Raw genomic sequence first — 18,440 nt, forward strand, 5'->3', positions numbered from 1 at the left:
GAATCCGGTGTGACGGGCCCTCACGTACATGCATGACGGTGCTTCAGAAAGGTTAGCCCAGCGCCGACTTCACGACATCCGCGAGGCGCTGCGCGACCGCGCGGGCCTGCTCGATGTCGGCGGCCTCGACCATGACGCGGACCAGCGGCTCGGTGCCGGAGGGGCGCAGCAGGACGCGGCCGGTGGAACCCAGCTCGCGCTCGGCCTCGGTGACGGCCGCGGCGAGCTCGCCGGAGGTGTCCACCCGCGACTTGTCGACGTCCTTGACGTTGACGAGGATCTGCGGGAGCCGCTCCATCACGCCGGCGAGGTCCGCGAGGGACTTGCCGGTGGCCGCGATCCGGGCGGCCAGCATCAGGCCGGTGAGGGTGCCGTCGCCGGTGGTGGCGTGGTCGAGCACGATGACGTGCCCGGACTGCTCGCCGCCGAGCGCGAAGCCGTTCTCCTTCATGGACTCCAGGACGTAGCGGTCGCCGACCGCGGTCTGGACGAGGTTGAGGCCCTCGCGCTCCATGGCGAGCTTGAAGCCCAGGTTGGACATGACGGTCGCGACGACGGTGTCGCCGCGCAGCGTGCCGGCCTCGCGCATGGCGAGGGAGAGGACGGCGAGGATCTGGTCGCCGTCGACCTCGTTGCCGGCGGCGTCCACGGCGAGGCAGCGGTCGGCGTCGCCGTCGTGGGCGATGCCCAGGTCGGCGCCGTGCTCGACGACGGCGGCCCGGAGCAGCCCGAGGTGGGTGGAGCCGCAGCCGTCGTTGATGTTGAGGCCGTCCGGCTCGGCGCCGATGGTGACGACCTGGGCTCCGGCCCGGGTGAATGCCTCGGGCGAGACGCGGGCGGCGGCGCCGTGGGCCTCGTCGAGGACGATCTTGAGGCCGTCGAGCCGGTTGGGGAGCACGGAGATCAGGTGGGAGACGTACGTCTCGAAGCCCTCGTCGTAGTCGCGCACGCGGCCGACGCCGGCACCGGTCGGGCGCTCCCAGGGGGCGCCGGTGCGGTGCTCCTCGTACACGGCCTCGATCTTGTCCTCCAGGTCGTCGGCGAGCTTGTGGCCGCCGCGCGCGAAGAACTTGATGCCGTTGTCGGGCATGGCGTTGTGGCTGGCGGAGAGCATCACGCCGAGGTCGGCGCCGAGGACGCCGGTGAGGTGGGCCACGGCCGGGGTGGGCAGCACGCCGACGCGCAGGACGTCGACTCCGGCGCTGGCGAGGCCGGCCACGACGGCGGCCTCGAGGAACTCTCCGGAAGCACGGGGGTCGCGCCCGACGACGGCGGTCGGCCGGTGCCCCTCGAAGGTGCCCGCCTCTGCCAGCACGTGCGCCGCCGCGACCGACAGACCGAGCGCCAGCTCCGCCGTCAGGTCCGCGTTGGCGACGCCGCGTACGCCGTCCGTGCCGAAGAGTCGTCCCACAGCTGTCCTCCGAGAAATACGTGCCCAAGCTGACGAAAGAGGTGATGAAAAAACGTACGCCCCGACGGCACGGGCAGTGCCGCCGGGGCGTACGAAAACAGTCCGAGCAGGCGTGATTAGCGCTTGCTGTACTGCGGGGCCTTACGGGCCTTCTTGAGACCGGCCTTCTTGCGCTCGACCGCACGGTCGTCGCGGGAGAGGAAGCCGGCCTTCTTCAGCGCCGGGCGGTTGTTCTCGACGTCCGCCTCGTTCAGCGCACGGGCCACACCGAGGCGCAGGGCGCCGGCCTGGCCGGAGACACCGCCACCCGCGATGCGGGCGATGACGTCGTAGCGGTTGTCGAGCTCGAGCACCTTGAAGGGCTCGTTGACTTCCTGCTGGTGCACCTTGTTGGGGAAGTAGTCCTCAAGGGTGCGACCGTTGATCTTCCACTTGCCGGTGCCCGGAACGATCCGGACGCGGGCGATGGCGTTCTTGCGACGGCCCAGGCCGGCGGCCGGCTGCGGGTCGCCGAAGCGGGACGCGAGGGACTCGGAGGTGTACTCACCCTCGACGAGCTCGGTCTCGGTGGTGTACTCCTCAACGCCCTCGAACTCGTCGACGGGGGTTTCGGGGGTGGTCTCGGCCACGATTCTCCTCAGATTTCTTTCGTTCTTAGGGGGTGTGGCCGGAACTACTGCGCGACCTGGGTGATCTCGAACGGAACCGGCTGCTGCGCAGCGTGCGGGTGGTTCTCGCCCGCGTAGACCTTCAGCTTCGAGATCATCTGACGGCCCAGGGAGTTCTTGGGGATCATGCCCTTGATGGCCTTCTCGACGGCCTTCTCGGGGTTCTTGTCCAGCAGCTCGTCGTAACGGACGGAGCGCAGACCACCCGGGAAGCCGGAGTGGCGGTACGCCAGCTTCTGGGTCTTCTTGTTGCCGGACAGGTGCACCTTGTCAGCGTTGATGATGATGACAAAGTCGCCCATGTCCATGTGCGGCGCGTAAACCGGCTTGTGCTTGCCTCGCAGGAGGTTCGCAGCCGTGGTCGCCAGACGGCCCAGGACAACGTCCTGCGCGTCGATGATGTGCCACTGGCGAGTGACATCGCCGGGCTTGGGGCTGTACGTACGCACTTCGTAGCCTTCGCTTCTTCAGTGGATGGAGTCCAGACACACCTGAAGCGATCATGCAGCTGGGGCCTGCACTGCCGGGAACACCGCCCGTATGCGAGCCACTGGTAACTGCTCCAGGGAACCTGCGTAAGGGCCCTTCGCGTGAGAACGACGAAGCCGATACGCATAACAAACCGCAACAGTACCCGCGCCACCCCCGACGGGTCAAAACGCCCCGAGACAAGACCCGAACCCGAAGCGCGCGGCCACACCCCGCCGCCGACCACCCCAGGTCAGCGCACCCGGTCGACCCGTCGCTCGTCCCACACGGGTTCGGTCGACCCCTCCCCCACGCCGCCCTCGCACGGCTCGGCCCCGGGGGCCTCCCCGGCTTCGACCGGCCGCGCCGGACTCCGTCCGCCGACCCGAACCCGAAGCGCGCGGCCACACCCCGCCGCCGACCCCCCAGGTCAGCGCACCCGGTCGACCCGTCGCTCGTCCCACACGGGTTCGGTCGTCTCCCGTACGACCCCGTCCGACCCGAAGACCAGGAACCGGTCGAAGGACTTCGCGAACCACCGGTCATGGGTGACGGCGAGCACCGTGCCGTCGTACGCCTCCAGGCCGTCCTGGAGGGCCTCCGCCGACTCCAGGTCCAGGTTGTCCGTCGGCTCGTCGAGCAGCAGCGCCGTGGTGCCCGCCAGCTCCATGAGCAGGATCTGGAACCGCGCCTGCTGCCCGCCCGAGAGCTTGTCGAAGGACTGGTCGCCCTGCCGCTCCAGCTCGTACCGGCGCAGCATCGACATCGCTCCGCCCCGGTCCTTGGCGTGTTCCGTCCACAGGATGTCGACGAGCGGCCGTCCGGTCAGCTCCGGGTGCGCGTGGGTCTGCGCGAAGTGCCCCGGCACCACGCGGGCGCCCAGCTTCCAGTCACCCGTGTGGGCGACTGTCGGATCCCCCGCGAGCAGCCGCAGGAAGTGTGACTTGCCCGACCCGTTGGAGCCGAGGACGCCGACCCGCTCCCCGTAGAAGATCTCCAGCGAGAACGGCTTCATGAGACCGGTCAGCTCGAGGTTCTCGCAGGTCACGGCACGCACACCGGTCCTGCCGCCGCGCAGCCGCATCTTGATGTCCTGCTCGCGCGGCGGCTCGGGCGGCGGACCCGCCTCCTCGAACTTCCGCAGCCGCGTCTGGGCCGCGGCGTACCGGGAGGCCATCTCGTGGCTGACCGCGGCGGCCTGCCGCAGGTTGACCACGAGCTTCTTCAGCTGGGCGTGCTTCTCCTCCCAGCGCCGCTTCAGCTCCTCGAAGCGGGCGAACCGCTCGCGCCGGGCCTCGTGGAAGGTGTCGAAACCGCCGCCGTGCACCCACACGTCCGAGCCGGCCGGGCCGGGCTCGACCGCGACGATCTTCTGCGCGCCCCGGGAGAGCAGCTCCCGGTCGTGCGAGATGAACAGCACGGTCTTACGGGTCTCCCGCAGCCGCTCCTCCAGCCAGCGCTTGCCGGGGACGTCGAGGTAGTTGTCCGGCTCGTCGAGGAGCAGCACCTCGTCGGAGCCCCGCAGCAGGGACTCCAGGACGAGCCGCTTCTGCTCACCGCCGGAGAGCGTCCGCACCTCCCGGAACTGCGCCTTCTCGTACGGCATGCCGAGCGCGGCCATGGTGCAGATGTCCCAGAGCGTCTCCGCCTCGTACCCCTGCACCTCGGCCCAGTCGCTGAGGGCCTGCGCGTACTTCATCTGCGCGGCCTCGTCGTCGACGGTCATGATCAGGTGCTCGGCCTCGTCGACGGCCTTCGCGGCCTCCCGGATCCGGGGCTGGGCCACCGATACCAGCAGGTCACGGACGGTGGACTCGTCCCGCACGGAGCCGACGAACTGCGGCATCACGCCGAGTCCGCCGCTGACGGTGACGGAGCCGCCGTGCGGCTGGAGCTCCCCGGAGATCAACCGGAGCAGTGTGGTCTTGCCGGCGCCGTTGGCCCCGACGAGGGCGACGACGGCCCCCTCCCCGACCCGGAAGGAGGCGTCCCCCAGGAGGACCCTCCCGTCGGGAAGGTAGTACTCCAGATGCGCGGCCTCGACATGTCCCATGAGGTGCATTGTCGCCGCCCGCGTCCGCTGCGCCCAACCGGTTTAGGATGCGCGGCATGAGCTTTGGGGGACCGCAGTGGCCGCAGGAGCCGCAGCAGGGGCAGCAGGGGTACGGACAGCAGCCCGGACACGGACAGCCGCAGGGGTACGGGCAGCAGCCCGAGTACGGACAGCAGCAGCCGTACGGCGGGCAGCAGGGATACGGCGGCCCGAGCCCCTTCCCGGGCGCCCAGGCGCCCTTCCCCGGCGCGCAGGACCCCTTCCCGGGCGCGCAGGGCGGCGGTCAGACCCCTGACTGGAACGCCCTCGCCGCGGCCTCGGCCGGCCGCAGCCGCCGCAAGCGCTGGCTGCTGATCGGCGGCGGGGTGCTGGCCACCCTGGCGGTGGGCGCGATCGTCGCCACCGCCGTCGTGACCACGAACAAGAGCAACGACACGGCGAAGAACGGGGGCGGCGCACCCACCGGCACGGCCTCCCCCGTCGGTACGCCGACGCCCGAGCCGACGTTCTCCTCGGTGGCGCCGCCTCCCCCGCCGAACCCGATGGACTACATCACGGACCCGAAGAAGGACAGGGCGCCGCTCACCGTGGAGGGCCTCTTCCCGGGCAAGCAGATGTCGATGAACAAGCGCCCGTACAAGAAGGGCGCGACCTCGGCCACGGCGAACTGCGCGTTCGTCACCCAGGGCGGCCTCGGCGCCGTCCTGGAGCGGAACGGCTGCCAGCGCGTGCTCCGCGCCACCTACGTGAAGGACGGCGTGGCGATCACCGTCGGCATCGCCGTCTTCCCGTCCGAGGCCGCCGCCCTCAAGGCGAAGACCCAGGCCACCGGCGGCATCGCCCCGCTGGTCGGCGCGGGCGTGGGTGACTTCTGCCACGCCACGGTCTGCCTGCGCCGCTCGAACTCGATCGGCCGGTACGCGTACTTCACCCAGGCCGGCTTCGCCAACGGCAAGAAGGTCTCCATGGCCGACAAGCCCGTCTTCCAGGCCAGCGACGACCTGGGCACCTTCGCGTTCAACCAGATCTACGCCCGCGGCCGCGCCCAGGCCTCAGCAGCAGCCGGCGCTCCCGGGCAGTGACCGCTTGTTCCTGGCCTCCAGATTGCGGGCGGCCAGGAGCTCGTCGGCCGGGTAGCCGACCTCTTCGAGGGTGAGCCCGTGCGGCCGCACGACGTGCACGGCCGAGTCCCGGACCCCGGCGGCGAGCACCTTGCCCGGCCAGTCCACGGGCCGGTGGCCGTCGCCGACGAAGAGCAGCGCGCCGACGAGCGAGCGGACCATGTTGTGGCAGAAGGCGTCCGCCTTGACGGTCGCCTCCAGGATCCCGTCGTCCCGCCGCTCCCAGCGCAGCACCTGGAGCGTGCGGATGGTGGTGGCGCCCTCGCGCTTCTTGCAGTAGGCCGCGAAGTCGTGCTCGCCGACGAGCGCCGTGGCCGCCTCGTTCATGGCGTCCATGTCGAGGGCCCAGTCGTGCCACAGGACGTGCCCGCGCAGCAGCGGGTCGACCCCGCCCGGGTTGTCGGTGACACGGTAGGCGTACCGGCGCCAGATCGCGGAGAAACGGGCGTTGAACCCGGCGGGGGCCTCCTCGACATTCCAGACGCGCACGTCGTGGGAGAGCCGCCCGGCGAGCCGCCGCAGCAGCTTGTCCCGGTGCTCCTGCCACAGGTCCACGGGCAGGTCGACATGGGCGACCTGCCCCCGTGCGTGCACCCCGGCGTCGGTCCGGCCGGCGACGGTCAGCTCGTACGTCTCCTGCGACCGGGTCACGGTCCGCAGCGCGTCCTCGATGTCCCCCTGCACGGTCCGCCGCCCCTGGGACTGCTTGGCCCAGCCGGAGAAGTCCTTGCCGTCGTACGAAAGGTCCAGCCGTACCCGTACGAATCCGTCCTGCACGTCGTCGCTCACGCGGAAATCCTCTCAAACACACGGGAACGGGCCCGCACCCCAGGGGGTACGGGCCCGCTCACGAGAAACGGAAGAAACGCTTACGCGTCCTTCGACTCCTCGGCCGGAGCCTCGGCGGCCGCGTCGGCCTCCTTGACGGCGCGCACGGTGGCGGCCTCGGCCTCGGCGACGGTCGCCTTCTTGGCGATCTCGCCCTCGACCAGCTCGATCACGGCCATCGGGGCGTTGTCGCCACGACGGTTGCCGATCTTGGTGATGCGGGTGTAGCCACCCGGACGCTCCGAGTAACGCGGGGCGATCTCGGTGAAGAGGGTGTGGACGATCCCCTTGTCGGTGATCGACTGCAGCACCAGGCGACGGTTGTGGATGTCGCCCTTCTTCGCCTTGGTGATCAGGCGCTCGGCGACCGGACGCAGGCGACGGGCCTTGGCCTCGGTCGTGGTGATGCGGCCGTGCTCGAAGAGCGACTTCGCCAGGTTGGCGAGCAGCAGCTTCTCGTGCGCGGCGGAACCGCCGAGGCGGGCACCCTTCGCGGGACGCGGCATGGTGTTTCTCCTTGATGTCTGCCTCGGCCGTACCAGGTACCGGGGTCAGTATCCGAGCGGGCGGTCGCCCGTCGAAGACCCGCGCCCCGTAAGGGGCGCGGGGAACTGCGCGACCGGCCGAAGCCGGCCCGCAGACGATCTACTAGTACTGCTCGGTCTCGACGAAACCGGCGTCCGCGTCGTCGTCGGCGCCGAAGGCGTCGGCGGCGGCGGTCGGGTCGAATCCGGGCGGGCTGTCCTTGAGGGCCAGGCCCATGCCGGCCAGCTTCGCCTTGACCTCGTCGATCGACTTCGCACCGAAGTTGCGGATGTCGAGCAGGTCGGCCTCGGAACGCGCCACGAGCTCACCCACGGAGTGGATGCCCTCGCGCTTGAGGCAGTTGTACGAACGAACGGTGAGCTCGAGCTCCTCGATCGGCAGCGCGAGGTCGGCGGCCAGGGCGGCGTCCGTGGGGGACGGGCCCATGTCGATGCCCTCGGCGTCAATGTTGAGCTCGCGCGCCAGACCGAACAGCTCGACCAGGGTCTTGCCGGCGGACGCCATGGCGTCACGCGGGCGCATGGCCTGCTTGGTCTCGACGTCGACGATCAGCTTGTCGAAGTCGGTGCGCTGCTCGACACGGGTCGCCTCGACCTTGTACGTGACCTTGAGCACCGGCGAGTAGATGGAGTCGACCGGGATACGACCGATCTCCTGGCCCACCTGCTTGTTCTGGACGGCGGAGACGTAGCCGCGACCGCGCTCGACGGTCAGCTCCATCTCCAGCTTGCCCTTGCCGTTGAGCGTGGCGAGGACGAGGTCGGGGTTGTGCACCTCGACACCGGCCGGGGGCGCGATGTCGGCGGCGGTGACCAGACCCGGGCCCTGCTTGCGCAGGTACATCACGACCGGCTCGTCGTGCTCCGAGGAGACGACCAGCTGCTTGATGTTCAGGATGAGGTCGGTGACGTCCTCCTTGACGCCCGGCACGGTGGTGAACTCGTGCAGGACACCGTCGATGCGGATGCTGGTGACAGCGGCACCCGGGATCGAGGACAGGAGGGTACGGCGGAGGGAGTTGCCGAGGGTGTAACCGAAGCCCGGCTCCAGCGGCTCGATCACGAACCGGGAGCGGAACTCGTCGACGACCTCTTCGGTCAGCGACGGACGCTGAGCGATCAGCATGTCTCTTTGTCCTTCAGTCGTGGACGCCCACTATTTGACGCCCGACGGATCACTTCTGTACTGCAAGGGTACGGGCGGCACGGTCCGAAGAGCCGTACCGCCCGAAGTCCTCAGGTCAAGCAGCCGTGCGTCAGACGCGGCGGCGCTTGGGGGGACGGCAGCCGTTGTGCGGCGTGGGGGTGACGTCCTGGATCGAACCGACCTCGAGGCCCGTGGCCTGGAGGGAGCGGATCGCGGTCTCGCGGCCGGAGCCCGGACCCTTCACGAAGACGTCGACCTTGCGCATGCCGTGCTCCTGCGCGCGGCGGGCGGCCGACTCGGCGGCCATCTGCGCGGCGAAGGGGGTGGACTTGCGCGAGCCCTTGAAGCCGACGTGGCCGGCGGAGGCCCAGGAGATCACGTTGCCCGAGGGGTCCGTGATCGAGACGATCGTGTTGTTGAACGTGCTCTTGATGTGCGCGTGGCCGTGAGCGACGTTCTTCTTTTCCTTGCGGCGCACCTTCTTGGCAGCGCCCTGACGACCCTTGGGGGGCATCTATAACTCCTACGGGAGGTGGTCGGTCCTACAGCGAAGACCGCTTGGTCAAGCGTCCGCTGAGGACTACTTCTTGCCCGGCTTCTTCTTGCCGGCGATGGCGCGACGCGGGCCCTTGCGGGTACGAGCGTTCGTGCTGGTGCGCTGGCCGCGAACGGGCAGGCCACGACGGTGGCGGAGGCCCTGGTAGCAGCCGATCTCGACCTTGCGGCGGATGTCGGCGGCGATCTCGCGACGGAGGTCACCCTCGGTCTGGAGGTTGGCGTCCACGTACTCGCGGATCTTGACGAGGTCTTCCTCGGCAAGGTCGCGGACACGGGTGGACGGGTTCACACCGGTCGAGGCGAGGATCTCCTCGGACCGGGTACGCCCGATGCCGAAGACGTAGGTGAGTGCGACCACCACACGCTTTTCGCGCGGGATGTCAACACCGGAAACGCGTGCCATTCAATGGCTCCTGTGTTCTCGGGGGTCTGCTGCAGAACCGTTCCCGGCTGCCGTATGAGGTACAGGTCGGGTCCCCGGCCCCCGCCGGAGGTGCCGTCAACCGTGGGACACGGTCGGACGGGCTCTGCGTATGTACGTGTTGCTATGCGTCGCGCGAAGAACTGCGAAATGCAGGTCGGTCGGCGTGCGTCAGCCCTGGCGCTGCTTGTGGCGCAGGTTGTCGCAGATGACCATGACCCGGCCGTGACGGCGGATCACCTTGCACTTGTCGCAGATCTTCTTGACGCTCGGCTTGACCTTCATGGGATGTGAGGTTCTCCGGGTCAGTGCCACCACCCGCGCGCTGAGGCGGGGTGCGGGCAAGATCTACTTGTACCGGTAGACGATCCGGCCACGCGTCAGGTCGTAGGGAGAGAGCTCCACCACGACCCGGTCGTCCGGGAGGATTCGGATGTAGTGCATCCGCATCTTGCCGGAGATGTGCGCGAGGACCTTGTGACCGTTCTGGAGTTCCACCTTGAACATGGCGTTCGGGAGGGACTCGATCACGGTGCCCTCGATTTCGATGGCACCTTGCTTCTTGGCCACGCTTCGCCTTTCGAATCGGCTACCTTGATCGACTCTCGCCGCCGCATGCGGACACACGGGTACACGAGAGCCGACGCATCAGTCTACGTCAGGCCCCAGGAAAAGACGAATCGGGAAGTCTGCCCACCCCGACTGATCCTTACGCAAGCCGCCACGCTGTGGAAAACGACCCTTACGCCGGCGGGTCACCACCCCCGGCGCGGGTCCGGAACAGCTACGCCAGCGGGTCCGGCGCCGCCGTGACGCCCAGCTCGGCGAGCTTGGCCTTGCCGCCGTCGACGGCGGTGAGGACGAGGGGGCCTTCCTCGGTGAGGGCCACGGAGTGCTCCCAGTGGGAGGACCAGGTGCCGTCGGTGGTGATGACGGTCCAGTCGTCCTTGAGGACCTCGGTCCGGGGGGTGCCGAGGGAGACCATGGGCTCGATGGCGAGGCAGAGGCCGGGGACGAGCTTGGGGCCCTTGCCGCGCTTGCGGGAGACGTAGTTCAGGAGGTGCGGGTCCATGTGCATCTCGGTGCCGATGCCGTGGCCGCCGTAGTCCTCGATGATCCCGTAGCGCCCGAGGCTGTGGTCGCCGACCGCGGGACGCGGCTGCCGCTTGATGTACGTCTCGATCGCCTTCGAGATGTCGACCAGGCGGTTGCCGAGCTTCATGGCCGCGATGCCGGCCCACATCGACTCCTCGGTGACCCGGGAGAGCTCGACGAGCTCGGGCGCGTGCCCGGTGCCCACGAAGGCCGTGTAGGCCGCGTCACCGTGCCAGCCGTCGACGATCGCGCCGGCGTCGATGGAGATGATGTCGCCGTCCTTGAGGACGGTCCTGTCGTCGGGGATGCCGTGGACGACGACCTCGTTCACCGAGGTGCAGATGGTCGCGGGGAATCCGCCGTACCCGAGGAAGTTCGACTTCGCTCCGTGATCGGCGATGACCTTCCGCGCGACCTCGTCCAGGTCCTTCGTCGTGGCGCCCGGCACGGCCGCCTCGCTGGTCGCCGCGTGGATGGCGGCGACGACCAGCCCCGCCTCGCGCATCTTCGCGATCTGCTCGGGGGTCTTGATCTGCACCATCGTGGCCGCGGCCTTTCCATCGAGTACGGGGAACAGAACAACGATACGGCCGCGGCGCCCCTGAGGGGCACCGCGGCCGTATCGCACGAACCGGGAGGTTACTTCTTGAGCGCGTCCATCGCCTTGGCGGTGACCTCGTCCACCTTGCCCAGCGCCGAGATCGTCACGACCAGGCCCTGCGCCCGGTAGTAGTCGATGATCGGCTCGGTCTCGGTGTGGTAGACCTCCAGGCGCTTGCGGACGGTCTCCTCGGAGTCGTCCTCGCGCTGGTAGAGCTCGCCGCCGCAGACGTCGCAGACGCCCTCGGCCGCCGGCGCGTTGTAGATCGCGTGGAACACGTGCGAGGAGTCGTTGCGGCAGATGCGGCGACCCGCGATCCGCTTCACGACCTCGTCCTCGGGGACCTCCAGGTCGAGGACCGCGTCGAGCTGGACGCCGCCCTCCTTGAGGATCTCGTCCAGAGCCTCGGCCTGGGCCAGGTTGCGCGGGAACCCGTCGAGCAGGAAGCCGTTCACGGCGTCCGACTGCTCCATACGGTCCTGGGCCATCCCGATCGTCACGGAGTCCGGCACGAGCTGGCCGGCCTTCATGTACGACTGCGCCTCCACACCCAGCGCCGTGCCCTGCGAGATGTTGGCACGGAACAGGTCACCCGTGGAGATGTGCGGGATGTCCAGGTTCTTGGCAAGGTACGCGGCCTGCGTGCCCTTCCCGGCCCCGGGCGGTCCGACGAGGACGATTCGCATCAGCGGAGGAACCCTTCGTAATTGCGCTGCTGGAGCTGGCTCTCGATCTGCTTCACGGTCTCCAGCCCCACACCCACGATGATGAGGATGCTCGTCCCACCGAAGGGGAAGTTGGCATTGGCGCCACCGAAGCCTGCCAACGCCATCGTCGGCACAAGAGCGATCAGACCCAAGTACAGCGAGCCCGGCCAAGTGATCCGGTTGAGCACGTAGCTCAGGTACTCGGCAGTAGGTCGACCAGCCCGGATACCCGGGATGAAGCCACCATACTTCTTCATGTTGTCGGCAACTTCCTCGGGGTTGAACGAGATCGCCACGTAGAAGAAGGCGAAGAACACGATCAGGAGGAAGTACGTGGCGATGTAATACGGGTGGTCACCCTTGACGAAGTGGGCTTCGATCCAGGTCTTCCACCCCGCGGTGGAGTTCGAGAACTGCGCGATCAAGGCCGGGATGTAGAGAAGCGACGACGCGAAGATGACAGGAATCACACCTGCCTGATTCACCTTCAACGGGATGTAAGTGGACGTTCCGCCGTAGGAGCGTCGACCGATCATGCGCTTCGCGTACTGCACCGGAATGCGGCGCTGGGCCTGCTCGACGAAGACCACGAGGGCCACCATCACGAAGCCGATGAGGATGACGGTGCCGAACTCGATCCAGCCCTTGGCGAGCTTGCCGCTCTCCTTGATGGCCCACAGGGCGCCCGGGAAGCCGGCGGCGATCGAGATGAACATGAGGATCGACATGCCGTTGCCGATGCCGCGGTCGGTGATGAGCTCACCGAGCCACATGACGACACAGGTGCCCGCGGTCATCGTGATGACCATGGTGGCGATGGTGAAGATCGACGGGTCCGGCACGACCTGGTCCGCCACCGAGCAGCCGCTGAAGAGCGCACCGCTCTTGGCCGTGGCGACGAGACCGGTGCCCTGGAGGATCGCGAGGGCGACCGTCAGGTACCGGGTGTACTGCGTGATCTTGGCAGTACCCGACTGGCCCTCCTTCTTGAGGGCCTCGAGGCGGGGGATCACGACGGTCAGCAGCTGCAGGATGATGCTCGCCGTGATGTACGGCATGATGCCGAGCGCGAAGATGGTGATCTGCAGCAGCGCCCCGCCACTGAACATGTTGACCAGGCCGAACAGGCTGTTGTTGCCCTCGCTGGCCTGCTTGACACACTGCTGGACGGCCTCGTAGCTGACGCCGGGGACCGGGATGTGGGCCCCGAGGCGGTACAGCACGATGATGGCGAGCGTGAAGAGCAGCTTCTTGCGCAGGTCGGGCGTCTTGAACGCCCGGGCGAACGCGGTGAGCACGGTGCCTCCTGCGACCCCCGCGCTATGCGTCAAGGGTGACGGTCTTGAGGTTCGACGATTAGGTATCGGTCATCAATTCCGTGCGGGCATACCGCACGGAGTCTAGACAGTGCACGCCACCTTACCGGCGACCGTGCCCCCCTAGGAACGACCAATCGGGGATGCCCCTTTTGAGAGGCATCCCCGATCGGATGTTCAAGCCATCGAGTCGTCTTAGACGAGCTCGGTGACGGTGCCGCCGGCGGCGGTGATCTTCTCCTTGGCGGAGCCGGAGACGGCGTCAACCGAAACCTGCAGCGCCACGGTGATCTCGCCGGTGCCGAGCACCTTGACGAGCTGGTTCTTGCGAACCGCGCCCTTGGCGACCAGGTCGGCCACCGTGACCTCTCCACCCTCGGGGTAGAGAGCGCCGAGCTTGTCCAGGTTCACGACCTGGAACTCGGTGCGGAACGGGTTCTTGAAGCCCTTGAGCTTCGGCAGACGCATGTGGAGGGGCATCTGCCCACCCTCGAAGCGCTGCGGAACCTGGTAACGGGCCTTGGTGCCCTTGGTACCACGACCGGCCGTCTTACCCTTGGACGCCTCACCACGACCCACACGGGTCTTCGCGGTCTTGGCGCCCGGGGCGGGACGGAGGTTGTGGGCCTTCAGCGGGTTGGTCTCCGCCATGTCAGTCAACCTCCTCGACCGTCACGAGGTGGCGGACGGTGTGCACCATGCCGCGGAACTCGGGGCGGTCCTCCTTGACAACCACGTCGTTGACCTTCTTGAGGCCAAGCGAGCGCAGGGTGTCGCGGTGGTTCTGCTTGCTGCCGATGTACGACTTCGTCTGCGTGACCTTGAGGCGAGCCATTACGCACCCGCCCCAGCACGCGCACGGAGCAGAGCCGCGGGAGCGACGTCCTCGAGGGGCAGACCACGGCGAGCCGCGATCTCCTCGGGACGCTGCAGGCCCTTGAGGGCCTCCACGGTCGCGTGCACGATGTTGATCGCGTTGTCGGAGCCGAGCGACTTCGACAGGATGTCGTGAACGCCGGCGCACTCGAGCACGGCGCGCACCGGGCCACCGGCGATAACACCGGTACCGGGGGAAGCCGGCTTGAGCAGGACGACGCCCGCGGCCTTCTCGCCCTGGATCGGGTGAGGGATGGTGCCCTGGATGCGGGGAACCTTGAAGAAGTTCTTCTTGGCTTCCTCGACGCCCTTGGCAATGGCCGCGGGAACTTCCTTGGCCTTGCCGTAACCGACACCTACGGTGCCGTCACCGTCGCCCACCACGACCAGCGCGGTGAAGCTGAAGCGGCGACCACCCTTGACAACCTTGGCGACGCGGTTGATCGCGACAACGCGCTCAACGTACGCGGTCTTCTCGGCGGCAGCGCCACCGTCGCGGCCCTTCCGGTCCCGCCGCTCGCCGCCACCGGCACCGCTTCCGCGGCGCTGGGGTCCAGCCATTGGATTACCTCTCTCTGTTACGTCCGTTAGTCCCGGAACCGGGGCTTAGAACTTCAGCCCGGCTTCGCGGGCGGCGTCAGCCAGAGCGGCAATGCGCCCGGCGTACCTGTTGCCACCACGGTCGAACACGACAGCCTCGACGCCGGCGGCCTTGGCGCGCTCGGCGACCAGGGAACCGACCTGCTTGGCCTGCGCGGACTTGTCACCCTCGCCACCGCGGATCGACGCGTCCAGGGTCGACGCGGACGCAAGGGTGTGACCCTTGAGGTCGTCGATGACCTGAGCGGTGATACCGCGGTTCGAACGCGTCACGACGAGGCGCGGACGCTCCGCCGTACCCGACACGTTCTTGCGGATGCGGATGTGGCGGCGCGCCTTGGCGGCACGCTTGTAAGCGTCGCCCTTGGCGATCTTCACACCGTATGCCATGGCTTACTTACCAGCCTTTCCGACCTTGCGGCGGATGACCTCGCCGGCGTACTTGACGCCCTTGGCCTTGTACGGGTCGGGCTTCCGCAGCTTGCGGATGTTCGCCGCGACCTCGCCGACCTTCTGCTTGTCGATGCCCTCGACCGAGAACTTGGTCGGCGACTCGACCTTGAACGAGATGCCCTCGGGCGCCTCGACCAGGATCGGGTGGCTGTAGCCGAGCTGGAACTCCAGGTTGGAGCCCTTCGCGGCGACGCGGTAACCGACACCGCTGATCTCGAGCGCCTTCACGTAACCCTGGGTCACACCGGTGATCATGTTGGCCACCAGCGTGCGGGACAGGCCGTGAAGGGCCTTGTTCTGACGCTCGTCGTTCGGACGGTTGACGTTCAGAACGCCATCCTCGCCCTTAACGATCTCGATCGGAGCGGCGACGGTGTGGGTCAGGGTGCCCTTGGAACCCTTGACCGTGACCGTGCGGCCCTCGATGGTGACGTCCACGCCGGCGGGAACCTGGATAGGCAGCTTGCCAATACGCGACATTAGCTATTCCTCCGTTCCCGACTACCAGACGTAGGCGAGGACTTCCCCACCTACGCCCTTCTTGCCTGCCTGCTGGCCGGTCAGGAGACCGTGGGACGTGGAGATGATCGCCACGCCCAGGCCGCCGAGGACCTTCGGCAGGTTGGTGGACTTCGCGTAAACCCGGAGACCGGGCTTCGAGATCCGCTTGATGCCCGCGATGGAGCGCTCACGGTTCGGACCGAACTTGAGCTCGAGGACGAGGTTCTTGCCGACCTCGGCGTCCTCGACCTTCCAGCCCGTGATGAAGCCCTCCTGCTGGAGGATTTCCGCGATGTGAGACTTGATCTTGCTGTGCGGCATCGTCACGGAATCGTGGTATGCCGAGTTCGCGTTACGCAGACGAGTCAGCATGTCCGCGATCGGATCAGTCATGGTCATGAATTGGCCTTCGGCCTCTCTCGCCGGGGTTTCCTGTATGCGCCATCCCTCTCCCCACACAGGGGCGGGACGGGTGCGGCGCGGGGACCTACGGCGTAGTAAGTCGTACGGGCGGCGGACGCCCAACCCCACAAGCCTAAGGCATGCGAGGGCGGGCATCCGCCGACCCAGTGCTTACCGAGAGACTCCGGTCATCCCAACTAAGGGATTACCAGGAGCTCTTGGTCACGCCCGGCAGCTCGCCACGGTGAGCCATCTCACGAAGGCACACGCGGCACAGGCCGAACTTGCGGTACACGGAGTGGGGACGACCACAGCGCTGGCAGCGCGTGTAGCCACGCACGCCGAACTTGGGCTTGCGGGCAGCCTTCGCGATGAGAGCCTTCTTCGCCATCTCGCTTACGCCTCCTTGAACGGGAAGCCGAGGTGACGCAGAAGGGCACGGCCCTCGTCGTCGTTGGTCGCCGTGGTCACCACGGTGATGTCCATACCCCGGACACGGTCGATCTTGTCCTGGTCGATCTCGTGGAACATGACCTGCTCCGTGAGACCGAAGGTGTAGTTGCCACGCCCGTCGAACTGCTTGGGGGACAGACCACGGAAGTCGCGGATGCGCGGGAGCGCGAGCGACAGGGTGCGGTCCAGGAACTCCCACATGCGGTCGCCACGGAGGGTGACGTGCGCACCGATCGGCTGGCCCTCACGCAGCTTGAACTGCGCGATGGACTTGCGGGCCTTGGTGATGGCCGGCTTCTGACCGGTGATGGTGGTCAGGTCACGGACGGCACCGTCCATGAGCTTCGAGTCACGGGCGGCGTCGCCGACACCCATGTTGACCACGATCTTCACGAGGCCGGGGATCTGCATGACGTTCTCGTAGGAGAACTCCTCACGCAGCTTGCCCGCGATCTCCTCGCGGTACTTCGTCTTGAGACGCGGAGTGGTGGTAGCCATCAGATGTCCTCACCCGTCCGCTTGGCAACGCGGATCTTGTTGCCCTCGTCGTCGAAGCGGTAACCGACACGCGTGACGACCTTCTTGCCGTCCTTCTCCACGACCAGCTGGACGTTGGAGACGTGGACCGGAGCCTCGGTCGTGACGATGCCACCGGCCTGCGACGGGCCGGCCTTGGTGTGCTTCTTGACCCGGTTGACACCCTCGACCAGGACGCGGTTCTCGCTCGGGAAGGCCGTGATGACCTTGCCCTGCTTGCCCTTGTCCTTACCGGTGATGACCTGGACCAGGTCGCCCTTCTTGATCTTCATGCTTACAGCACCTCCGGCGCGAGCGAGATGATCTTCATGAACTTCTTCTCGCGCAGCTCACGGCCGACCGGGCCGAAGATACGGGTGCCACGAGGGTCGCCGTCGTTCTTGAGAATGACAGCGGCGTTCTCGTCGAAGCGGATGTACGAGCCGTCCTGGCGGCGGCGCTCCTTGACGGTGCGAACGATGACCGCCTTGACGACGTCACCCTTCTTCACGTTGCCACCGGGGATCGCGTCCTTGACGGTGGCGACGATGACGTCACCGATGCCCGCGTAGCGGCGACCCGAGCCACCGAGAACACGGATGCAAAGGATCTCCTTGGCACCAGTGTTGTCGGCGACACGCAGTCGCGACTCCTGCTGGATCACGTCTATCTCCTGATTTGTCTGCCGGTTCCCGGCGGGGTCGCGCTAGCGAGTAGCGCAACCCCACCGAGCCTGGCGGAACGAACTTGAAGGGTTACCCCCTCAAGAATTACTTGGCCTTCTCGAGGATCTCGATGACGCGCCAGTGCTTCGTGGCGGACAGCTTCCGGGTCTCCATCAGGAGGACGCGGTCGCCGATGCCGGCAGCGTTCTGCTCGTCGTGAGCCTTGAGCTTGTTCGTACGGCGGATGACCTTGCCGTACAGCGCGTGCTTGACGCGGTCCTCGACAGCGACGACGACGGTCTTGTCCATCTTGTCGCTGACGACCAGGCCCTCGCGGACCTTGCGAGCGTTGCGCTCGGTCTTCTCAGTCACGTTGCTCTCGCTCATCAGGCGTTCTCCACCGTCTCGATGCCCAGCTCACGCTCACGCATCAGGGTGTAGATCCGGGCGATGTCCTTACGGACGGACTTGAGCCGACCGTGGTTCTCGAGCTGGCCCGTCGCCGCCTGGAAGCGGAGGTTGAACAGCTCTTCCTTGGCCTCGCGGAGCTTGTTGAGAAGCTCCTCGTTGCCCAGCTCGCGCAGCTCGGACGCCTTGGTACCGGCCGACATCACAGCTCACCTGCTTCGCGCTTCACGATCTTGCACTTCATCGGCAGCTTGTGGGCCGCACGGGTCAGGGCCTCGCGCGCGATCTTCTCGTTCGGGTAGGACAGTTCGAACATCACCCGACCCGGCTTGACGTTCGCGATCCACCACTCCGGAGAACCCTTACCGGAACCCATGCGGGTCTCGGCGGGCTTCTTCGTCAGCGGGCGGTCCGGGTAGATGTTGATCCAGACCTTGCCGCCACGCTTGATGTGGCGGGTCATCGCGATACGAGCCGCCTCGATCTGGCGGTTGGTCACGTACGCCGGCGTGAGGGCCTGAATGCCGTACTCGCCGAACGCAACCTGCGTACCACCCTTGCTCGCGCCGGAGCGCTTCGGGTGGTGCTGCTTGCGGTGCTTGACCCTACGGGGGATCAGCATTTCGG

The 18,440-nt window shown here is 67.4% G+C and carries 28 protein-coding genes; 1 reads left to right on the plus strand and 27 read right to left on the minus strand.

Translation table 11 applies throughout. From position 1 onward, the window contains the following. Positions 1 to 52 precede the first annotated feature (52 nt). The 4 genes from glmM to OO54_RS06825 form a co-directional block, all read right to left on the minus strand. Entirely contained in the window at positions 53 to 1,411 is a 1,359-nt protein-coding gene (glmM, locus tag OO54_RS06810; protein ID WP_033201973.1) for a phosphoglucosamine mutase, read from the minus strand. Between the two features lie 116 nt (positions 1,412 to 1,527). Beyond that, on the minus strand, positions 1,528 to 2,040 hold the full coding sequence (gene rpsI, locus OO54_RS06815) for a 30S ribosomal protein S9 (RefSeq protein ID WP_015035601.1): 513 nt from the start codon (positions 2,038 to 2,040) through the stop codon (positions 1,528 to 1,530). Positions 2,041 to 2,084: 44 nt separating this feature from the next. Beyond that, positions 2,085 to 2,528: a 50S ribosomal protein L13 gene (gene rplM, locus OO54_RS06820; protein ID WP_033201974.1), complete on the minus strand. Its 444-nt coding sequence runs from the start codon at positions 2,526 to 2,528 to the stop codon at positions 2,085 to 2,087. A 449-nt stretch (positions 2,529 to 2,977) separates the two neighbouring features. After that, positions 2,978 to 4,600 carry an ABC-F family ATP-binding cassette domain-containing protein gene (locus OO54_RS06825; protein ID WP_200146734.1) on the minus strand — a complete coding sequence of 541 codons (1,623 nt, stop codon included), beginning with the start codon at positions 4,598 to 4,600 and terminating at the stop codon, positions 2,978 to 2,980. A gap of 56 nt (positions 4,601 to 4,656) precedes the next feature. Here OO54_RS06825 and OO54_RS06830 point away from each other — a divergent pair, with 56 nt between their 5' ends. After that, positions 4,657 to 5,682, plus strand: a complete 1,026-nt coding sequence (locus tag OO54_RS06830) for a hypothetical protein (protein ID WP_033201976.1) — start codon at positions 4,657 to 4,659, stop codon at positions 5,680 to 5,682. Here the strand turns inward: OO54_RS06830 and truA are convergent. The 23 genes from truA to rplP form a co-directional block, all read right to left on the minus strand. Then, entirely contained in the window at positions 5,653 to 6,510 is an 858-nt protein-coding gene (truA, locus tag OO54_RS06835; protein WP_033201977.1) for a tRNA pseudouridine(38-40) synthase TruA, read from the minus strand. The two genes, OO54_RS06830 and truA, sit on opposite strands and share 30 nt — an antisense overlap. An 80-nt stretch (positions 6,511 to 6,590) precedes the next feature. Then, entirely contained in the window at positions 6,591 to 7,055 is a 465-nt protein-coding gene (gene rplQ, locus OO54_RS06840) for a 50S ribosomal protein L17 (RefSeq protein ID WP_017239591.1), read from the minus strand. 142 nt (positions 7,056 to 7,197) lie between these two features. Next, positions 7,198 to 8,220, minus strand: coding sequence for a DNA-directed RNA polymerase subunit alpha (locus OO54_RS06845; RefSeq protein WP_003966937.1), 1,023 nt, complete (start codon positions 8,218 to 8,220; stop codon positions 7,198 to 7,200). A 130-nt stretch (positions 8,221 to 8,350) separates the two neighbouring features. Next, complete coding sequence (rpsK, locus tag OO54_RS06850; protein WP_003956432.1) at positions 8,351 to 8,755, minus strand: 30S ribosomal protein S11; 405 nt, start codon at positions 8,753 to 8,755, stop codon at positions 8,351 to 8,353. Positions 8,756 to 8,821: 66 nt separating this feature from the next. Continuing rightward, a complete protein-coding gene (gene rpsM, locus OO54_RS06855; protein ID WP_017239590.1) occupies positions 8,822 to 9,202 on the minus strand; it encodes a 30S ribosomal protein S13 in 381 nt (126 codons plus the stop codon). A 189-nt stretch (positions 9,203 to 9,391) separates the two neighbouring features. Next, positions 9,392 to 9,505 (minus strand): 50S ribosomal protein L36, encoded by a 114-nt coding sequence (gene rpmJ / locus OO54_RS06860; protein WP_003956441.1) that lies wholly within the window; start codon positions 9,503 to 9,505, stop codon positions 9,392 to 9,394. A gap of 63 nt (positions 9,506 to 9,568) precedes the next feature. Next, on the minus strand, positions 9,569 to 9,790 hold the full coding sequence (gene infA / locus OO54_RS06865; RefSeq protein WP_003956442.1) for a translation initiation factor IF-1: 222 nt from the start codon (positions 9,788 to 9,790) through the stop codon (positions 9,569 to 9,571). 214 nt (positions 9,791 to 10,004) lie between these two features. Continuing rightward, a complete protein-coding gene (gene map / locus OO54_RS06870) occupies positions 10,005 to 10,856 on the minus strand; it encodes a type I methionyl aminopeptidase (protein ID WP_033201978.1) in 852 nt (283 codons plus the stop codon). A gap of 98 nt (positions 10,857 to 10,954) precedes the next feature. Continuing rightward, positions 10,955 to 11,602, minus strand: coding sequence for an adenylate kinase (locus tag OO54_RS06875; RefSeq protein WP_017239588.1), 648 nt, complete (start codon positions 11,600 to 11,602; stop codon positions 10,955 to 10,957). Then, entirely contained in the window at positions 11,602 to 12,921 is a 1,320-nt protein-coding gene (gene secY, locus OO54_RS06880; protein WP_033201979.1) for a preprotein translocase subunit SecY, read from the minus strand. Before secY ends, OO54_RS06875 begins: the two co-directional genes overlap by 1 nt. Before the next feature lie 213 nt (positions 12,922 to 13,134). Continuing rightward, positions 13,135 to 13,590: a 50S ribosomal protein L15 gene (gene rplO / locus OO54_RS06885; RefSeq protein ID WP_017239586.1), complete on the minus strand. Its 456-nt coding sequence runs from the start codon at positions 13,588 to 13,590 to the stop codon at positions 13,135 to 13,137. Between the two features lies 1 nt (position 13,591). Next, positions 13,592 to 13,774, minus strand: coding sequence for a 50S ribosomal protein L30 (gene rpmD / locus OO54_RS06890; RefSeq protein ID WP_015035589.1), 183 nt, complete (start codon positions 13,772 to 13,774; stop codon positions 13,592 to 13,594). Beyond that, entirely contained in the window at positions 13,774 to 14,376 is a 603-nt protein-coding gene (gene rpsE / locus OO54_RS06895) for a 30S ribosomal protein S5 (RefSeq protein WP_015035588.1), read from the minus strand. Before rpsE ends, rpmD begins: the two co-directional genes overlap by 1 nt. 45 nt (positions 14,377 to 14,421) lie before the next feature. Next, on the minus strand, positions 14,422 to 14,805 hold the full coding sequence (gene rplR / locus OO54_RS06900) for a 50S ribosomal protein L18 (RefSeq protein ID WP_033201980.1): 384 nt from the start codon (positions 14,803 to 14,805) through the stop codon (positions 14,422 to 14,424). A 3-nt stretch (positions 14,806 to 14,808) separates the two neighbouring features. Continuing rightward, a complete protein-coding gene (gene rplF, locus OO54_RS06905; protein ID WP_033201981.1) occupies positions 14,809 to 15,348 on the minus strand; it encodes a 50S ribosomal protein L6 in 540 nt (179 codons plus the stop codon). Positions 15,349 to 15,369: 21 nt separating this feature from the next. Further along, on the minus strand, positions 15,370 to 15,768 hold the full coding sequence (gene rpsH, locus OO54_RS06910) for a 30S ribosomal protein S8 (protein ID WP_015035585.1): 399 nt from the start codon (positions 15,766 to 15,768) through the stop codon (positions 15,370 to 15,372). A gap of 208 nt (positions 15,769 to 15,976) precedes the next feature. Continuing rightward, the gene (locus tag OO54_RS06915; protein ID WP_003948630.1) at positions 15,977 to 16,162 is read right to left on the minus strand and encodes a type Z 30S ribosomal protein S14; all 186 of its coding nucleotides are present in this window, start codon (positions 16,160 to 16,162) and stop codon (positions 15,977 to 15,979) included. Between the two features lie 5 nt (positions 16,163 to 16,167). Then, a complete protein-coding gene (gene rplE / locus OO54_RS06920; RefSeq protein WP_026058276.1) occupies positions 16,168 to 16,725 on the minus strand; it encodes a 50S ribosomal protein L5 in 558 nt (185 codons plus the stop codon). Then, positions 16,722 to 17,033, minus strand: coding sequence for a 50S ribosomal protein L24 (rplX, locus tag OO54_RS06925; RefSeq protein ID WP_017239581.1), 312 nt, complete (start codon positions 17,031 to 17,033; stop codon positions 16,722 to 16,724). Before rplX ends, rplE begins: the two co-directional genes overlap by 4 nt. A gap of 2 nt (positions 17,034 to 17,035) precedes the next feature. Beyond that, positions 17,036 to 17,404, minus strand: coding sequence for a 50S ribosomal protein L14 (gene rplN, locus OO54_RS06930; protein WP_003956455.1), 369 nt, complete (start codon positions 17,402 to 17,404; stop codon positions 17,036 to 17,038). 106 nt (positions 17,405 to 17,510) lie between these two features. Further along, entirely contained in the window at positions 17,511 to 17,792 is a 282-nt protein-coding gene (gene rpsQ, locus OO54_RS06935) for a 30S ribosomal protein S17 (RefSeq protein WP_015035582.1), read from the minus strand. Then, positions 17,792 to 18,016 carry a 50S ribosomal protein L29 gene (gene rpmC / locus OO54_RS06940; RefSeq protein ID WP_017239580.1) on the minus strand — a complete coding sequence of 75 codons (225 nt, stop codon included), beginning with the start codon at positions 18,014 to 18,016 and terminating at the stop codon, positions 17,792 to 17,794. Before rpmC ends, rpsQ begins: the two co-directional genes overlap by 1 nt. Then, a complete protein-coding gene (gene rplP / locus OO54_RS06945) occupies positions 18,016 to 18,435 on the minus strand; it encodes a 50S ribosomal protein L16 (RefSeq protein ID WP_017239579.1) in 420 nt (139 codons plus the stop codon). Before rplP ends, rpmC begins: the two co-directional genes overlap by 1 nt. Positions 18,436 to 18,440: the final 5 nt, after the last annotated feature.

Origin of the sequence: Streptomyces wedmorensis, assembly GCF_000716445.1 — a bacterium.
Classification (GTDB): domain Bacteria; phylum Actinomycetota; class Actinomycetes; order Streptomycetales; family Streptomycetaceae; genus Streptomyces; species Streptomyces wedmorensis.

Excerpts from the sequence above, each read along its gene's own strand:
- OO54_RS06825 (WP_200146734.1), bottom strand. The coding sequence starts at position 4,600 with ATGGGACATGTCGAGGCCGCGCATCTGGAGTACTACCTTCCCGACGGG.
- OO54_RS06830 (WP_033201976.1), top strand. The coding sequence starts at position 4,657 with ATGAGCTTTGGGGGACCGCAGTGGCCGCAGGAGCCGCAGCAGGGGCAG.
- rplQ (WP_017239591.1), bottom strand. The coding sequence starts at position 7,055 with ATGCCGCGTCCCGCGAAGGGTGCCCGCCTCGGCGGTTCCGCCGCGCAC.
- OO54_RS06845 (WP_003966937.1), bottom strand. The coding sequence starts at position 8,220 with ATGCTGATCGCTCAGCGTCCGTCGCTGACCGAAGAGGTCGTCGACGAG.
- rpsK (WP_003956432.1), bottom strand. The coding sequence starts at position 8,755 with ATGCCCCCCAAGGGTCGTCAGGGCGCTGCCAAGAAGGTGCGCCGCAAG.
- rpsM (WP_017239590.1), bottom strand. The coding sequence starts at position 9,202 with ATGGCACGCGTTTCCGGTGTTGACATCCCGCGCGAAAAGCGTGTGGTG.
- rpmJ (WP_003956441.1), bottom strand. The coding sequence starts at position 9,505 with ATGAAGGTCAAGCCGAGCGTCAAGAAGATCTGCGACAAGTGCAAGGTG.
- map (WP_033201978.1), bottom strand. The coding sequence starts at position 10,856 with ATGGTGCAGATCAAGACCCCCGAGCAGATCGCGAAGATGCGCGAGGCG.
- OO54_RS06875 (WP_017239588.1), bottom strand. The coding sequence starts at position 11,602 with ATGCGAATCGTCCTCGTCGGACCGCCCGGGGCCGGGAAGGGCACGCAG.
- rplO (WP_017239586.1), bottom strand. The coding sequence starts at position 13,590 with ATGGCGGAGACCAACCCGCTGAAGGCCCACAACCTCCGTCCCGCCCCG.
- rpmD (WP_015035589.1), bottom strand. The coding sequence starts at position 13,774 with ATGGCTCGCCTCAAGGTCACGCAGACGAAGTCGTACATCGGCAGCAAG.
- rpsE (WP_015035588.1), bottom strand. The coding sequence starts at position 14,376 with ATGGCTGGACCCCAGCGCCGCGGAAGCGGTGCCGGTGGCGGCGAGCGG.
- rplR (WP_033201980.1), bottom strand. The coding sequence starts at position 14,805 with ATGGCATACGGTGTGAAGATCGCCAAGGGCGACGCTTACAAGCGTGCC.
- rplF (WP_033201981.1), bottom strand. The coding sequence starts at position 15,348 with ATGTCGCGTATTGGCAAGCTGCCTATCCAGGTTCCCGCCGGCGTGGAC.
- rpsH (WP_015035585.1), bottom strand. The coding sequence starts at position 15,768 with ATGACCATGACTGATCCGATCGCGGACATGCTGACTCGTCTGCGTAAC.
- OO54_RS06915 (WP_003948630.1), bottom strand. The coding sequence starts at position 16,162 with ATGGCGAAGAAGGCTCTCATCGCGAAGGCTGCCCGCAAGCCCAAGTTC.
- rplX (WP_017239581.1), bottom strand. The coding sequence starts at position 17,033 with ATGAAGATCAAGAAGGGCGACCTGGTCCAGGTCATCACCGGTAAGGAC.
- rpsQ (WP_015035582.1), bottom strand. The coding sequence starts at position 17,792 with ATGAGCGAGAGCAACGTGACTGAGAAGACCGAGCGCAACGCTCGCAAG.
- rpmC (WP_017239580.1), bottom strand. The coding sequence starts at position 18,016 with ATGTCGGCCGGTACCAAGGCGTCCGAGCTGCGCGAGCTGGGCAACGAG.
- rplP (WP_017239579.1), bottom strand. The coding sequence starts at position 18,435 with ATGCTGATCCCCCGTAGGGTCAAGCACCGCAAGCAGCACCACCCGAAG.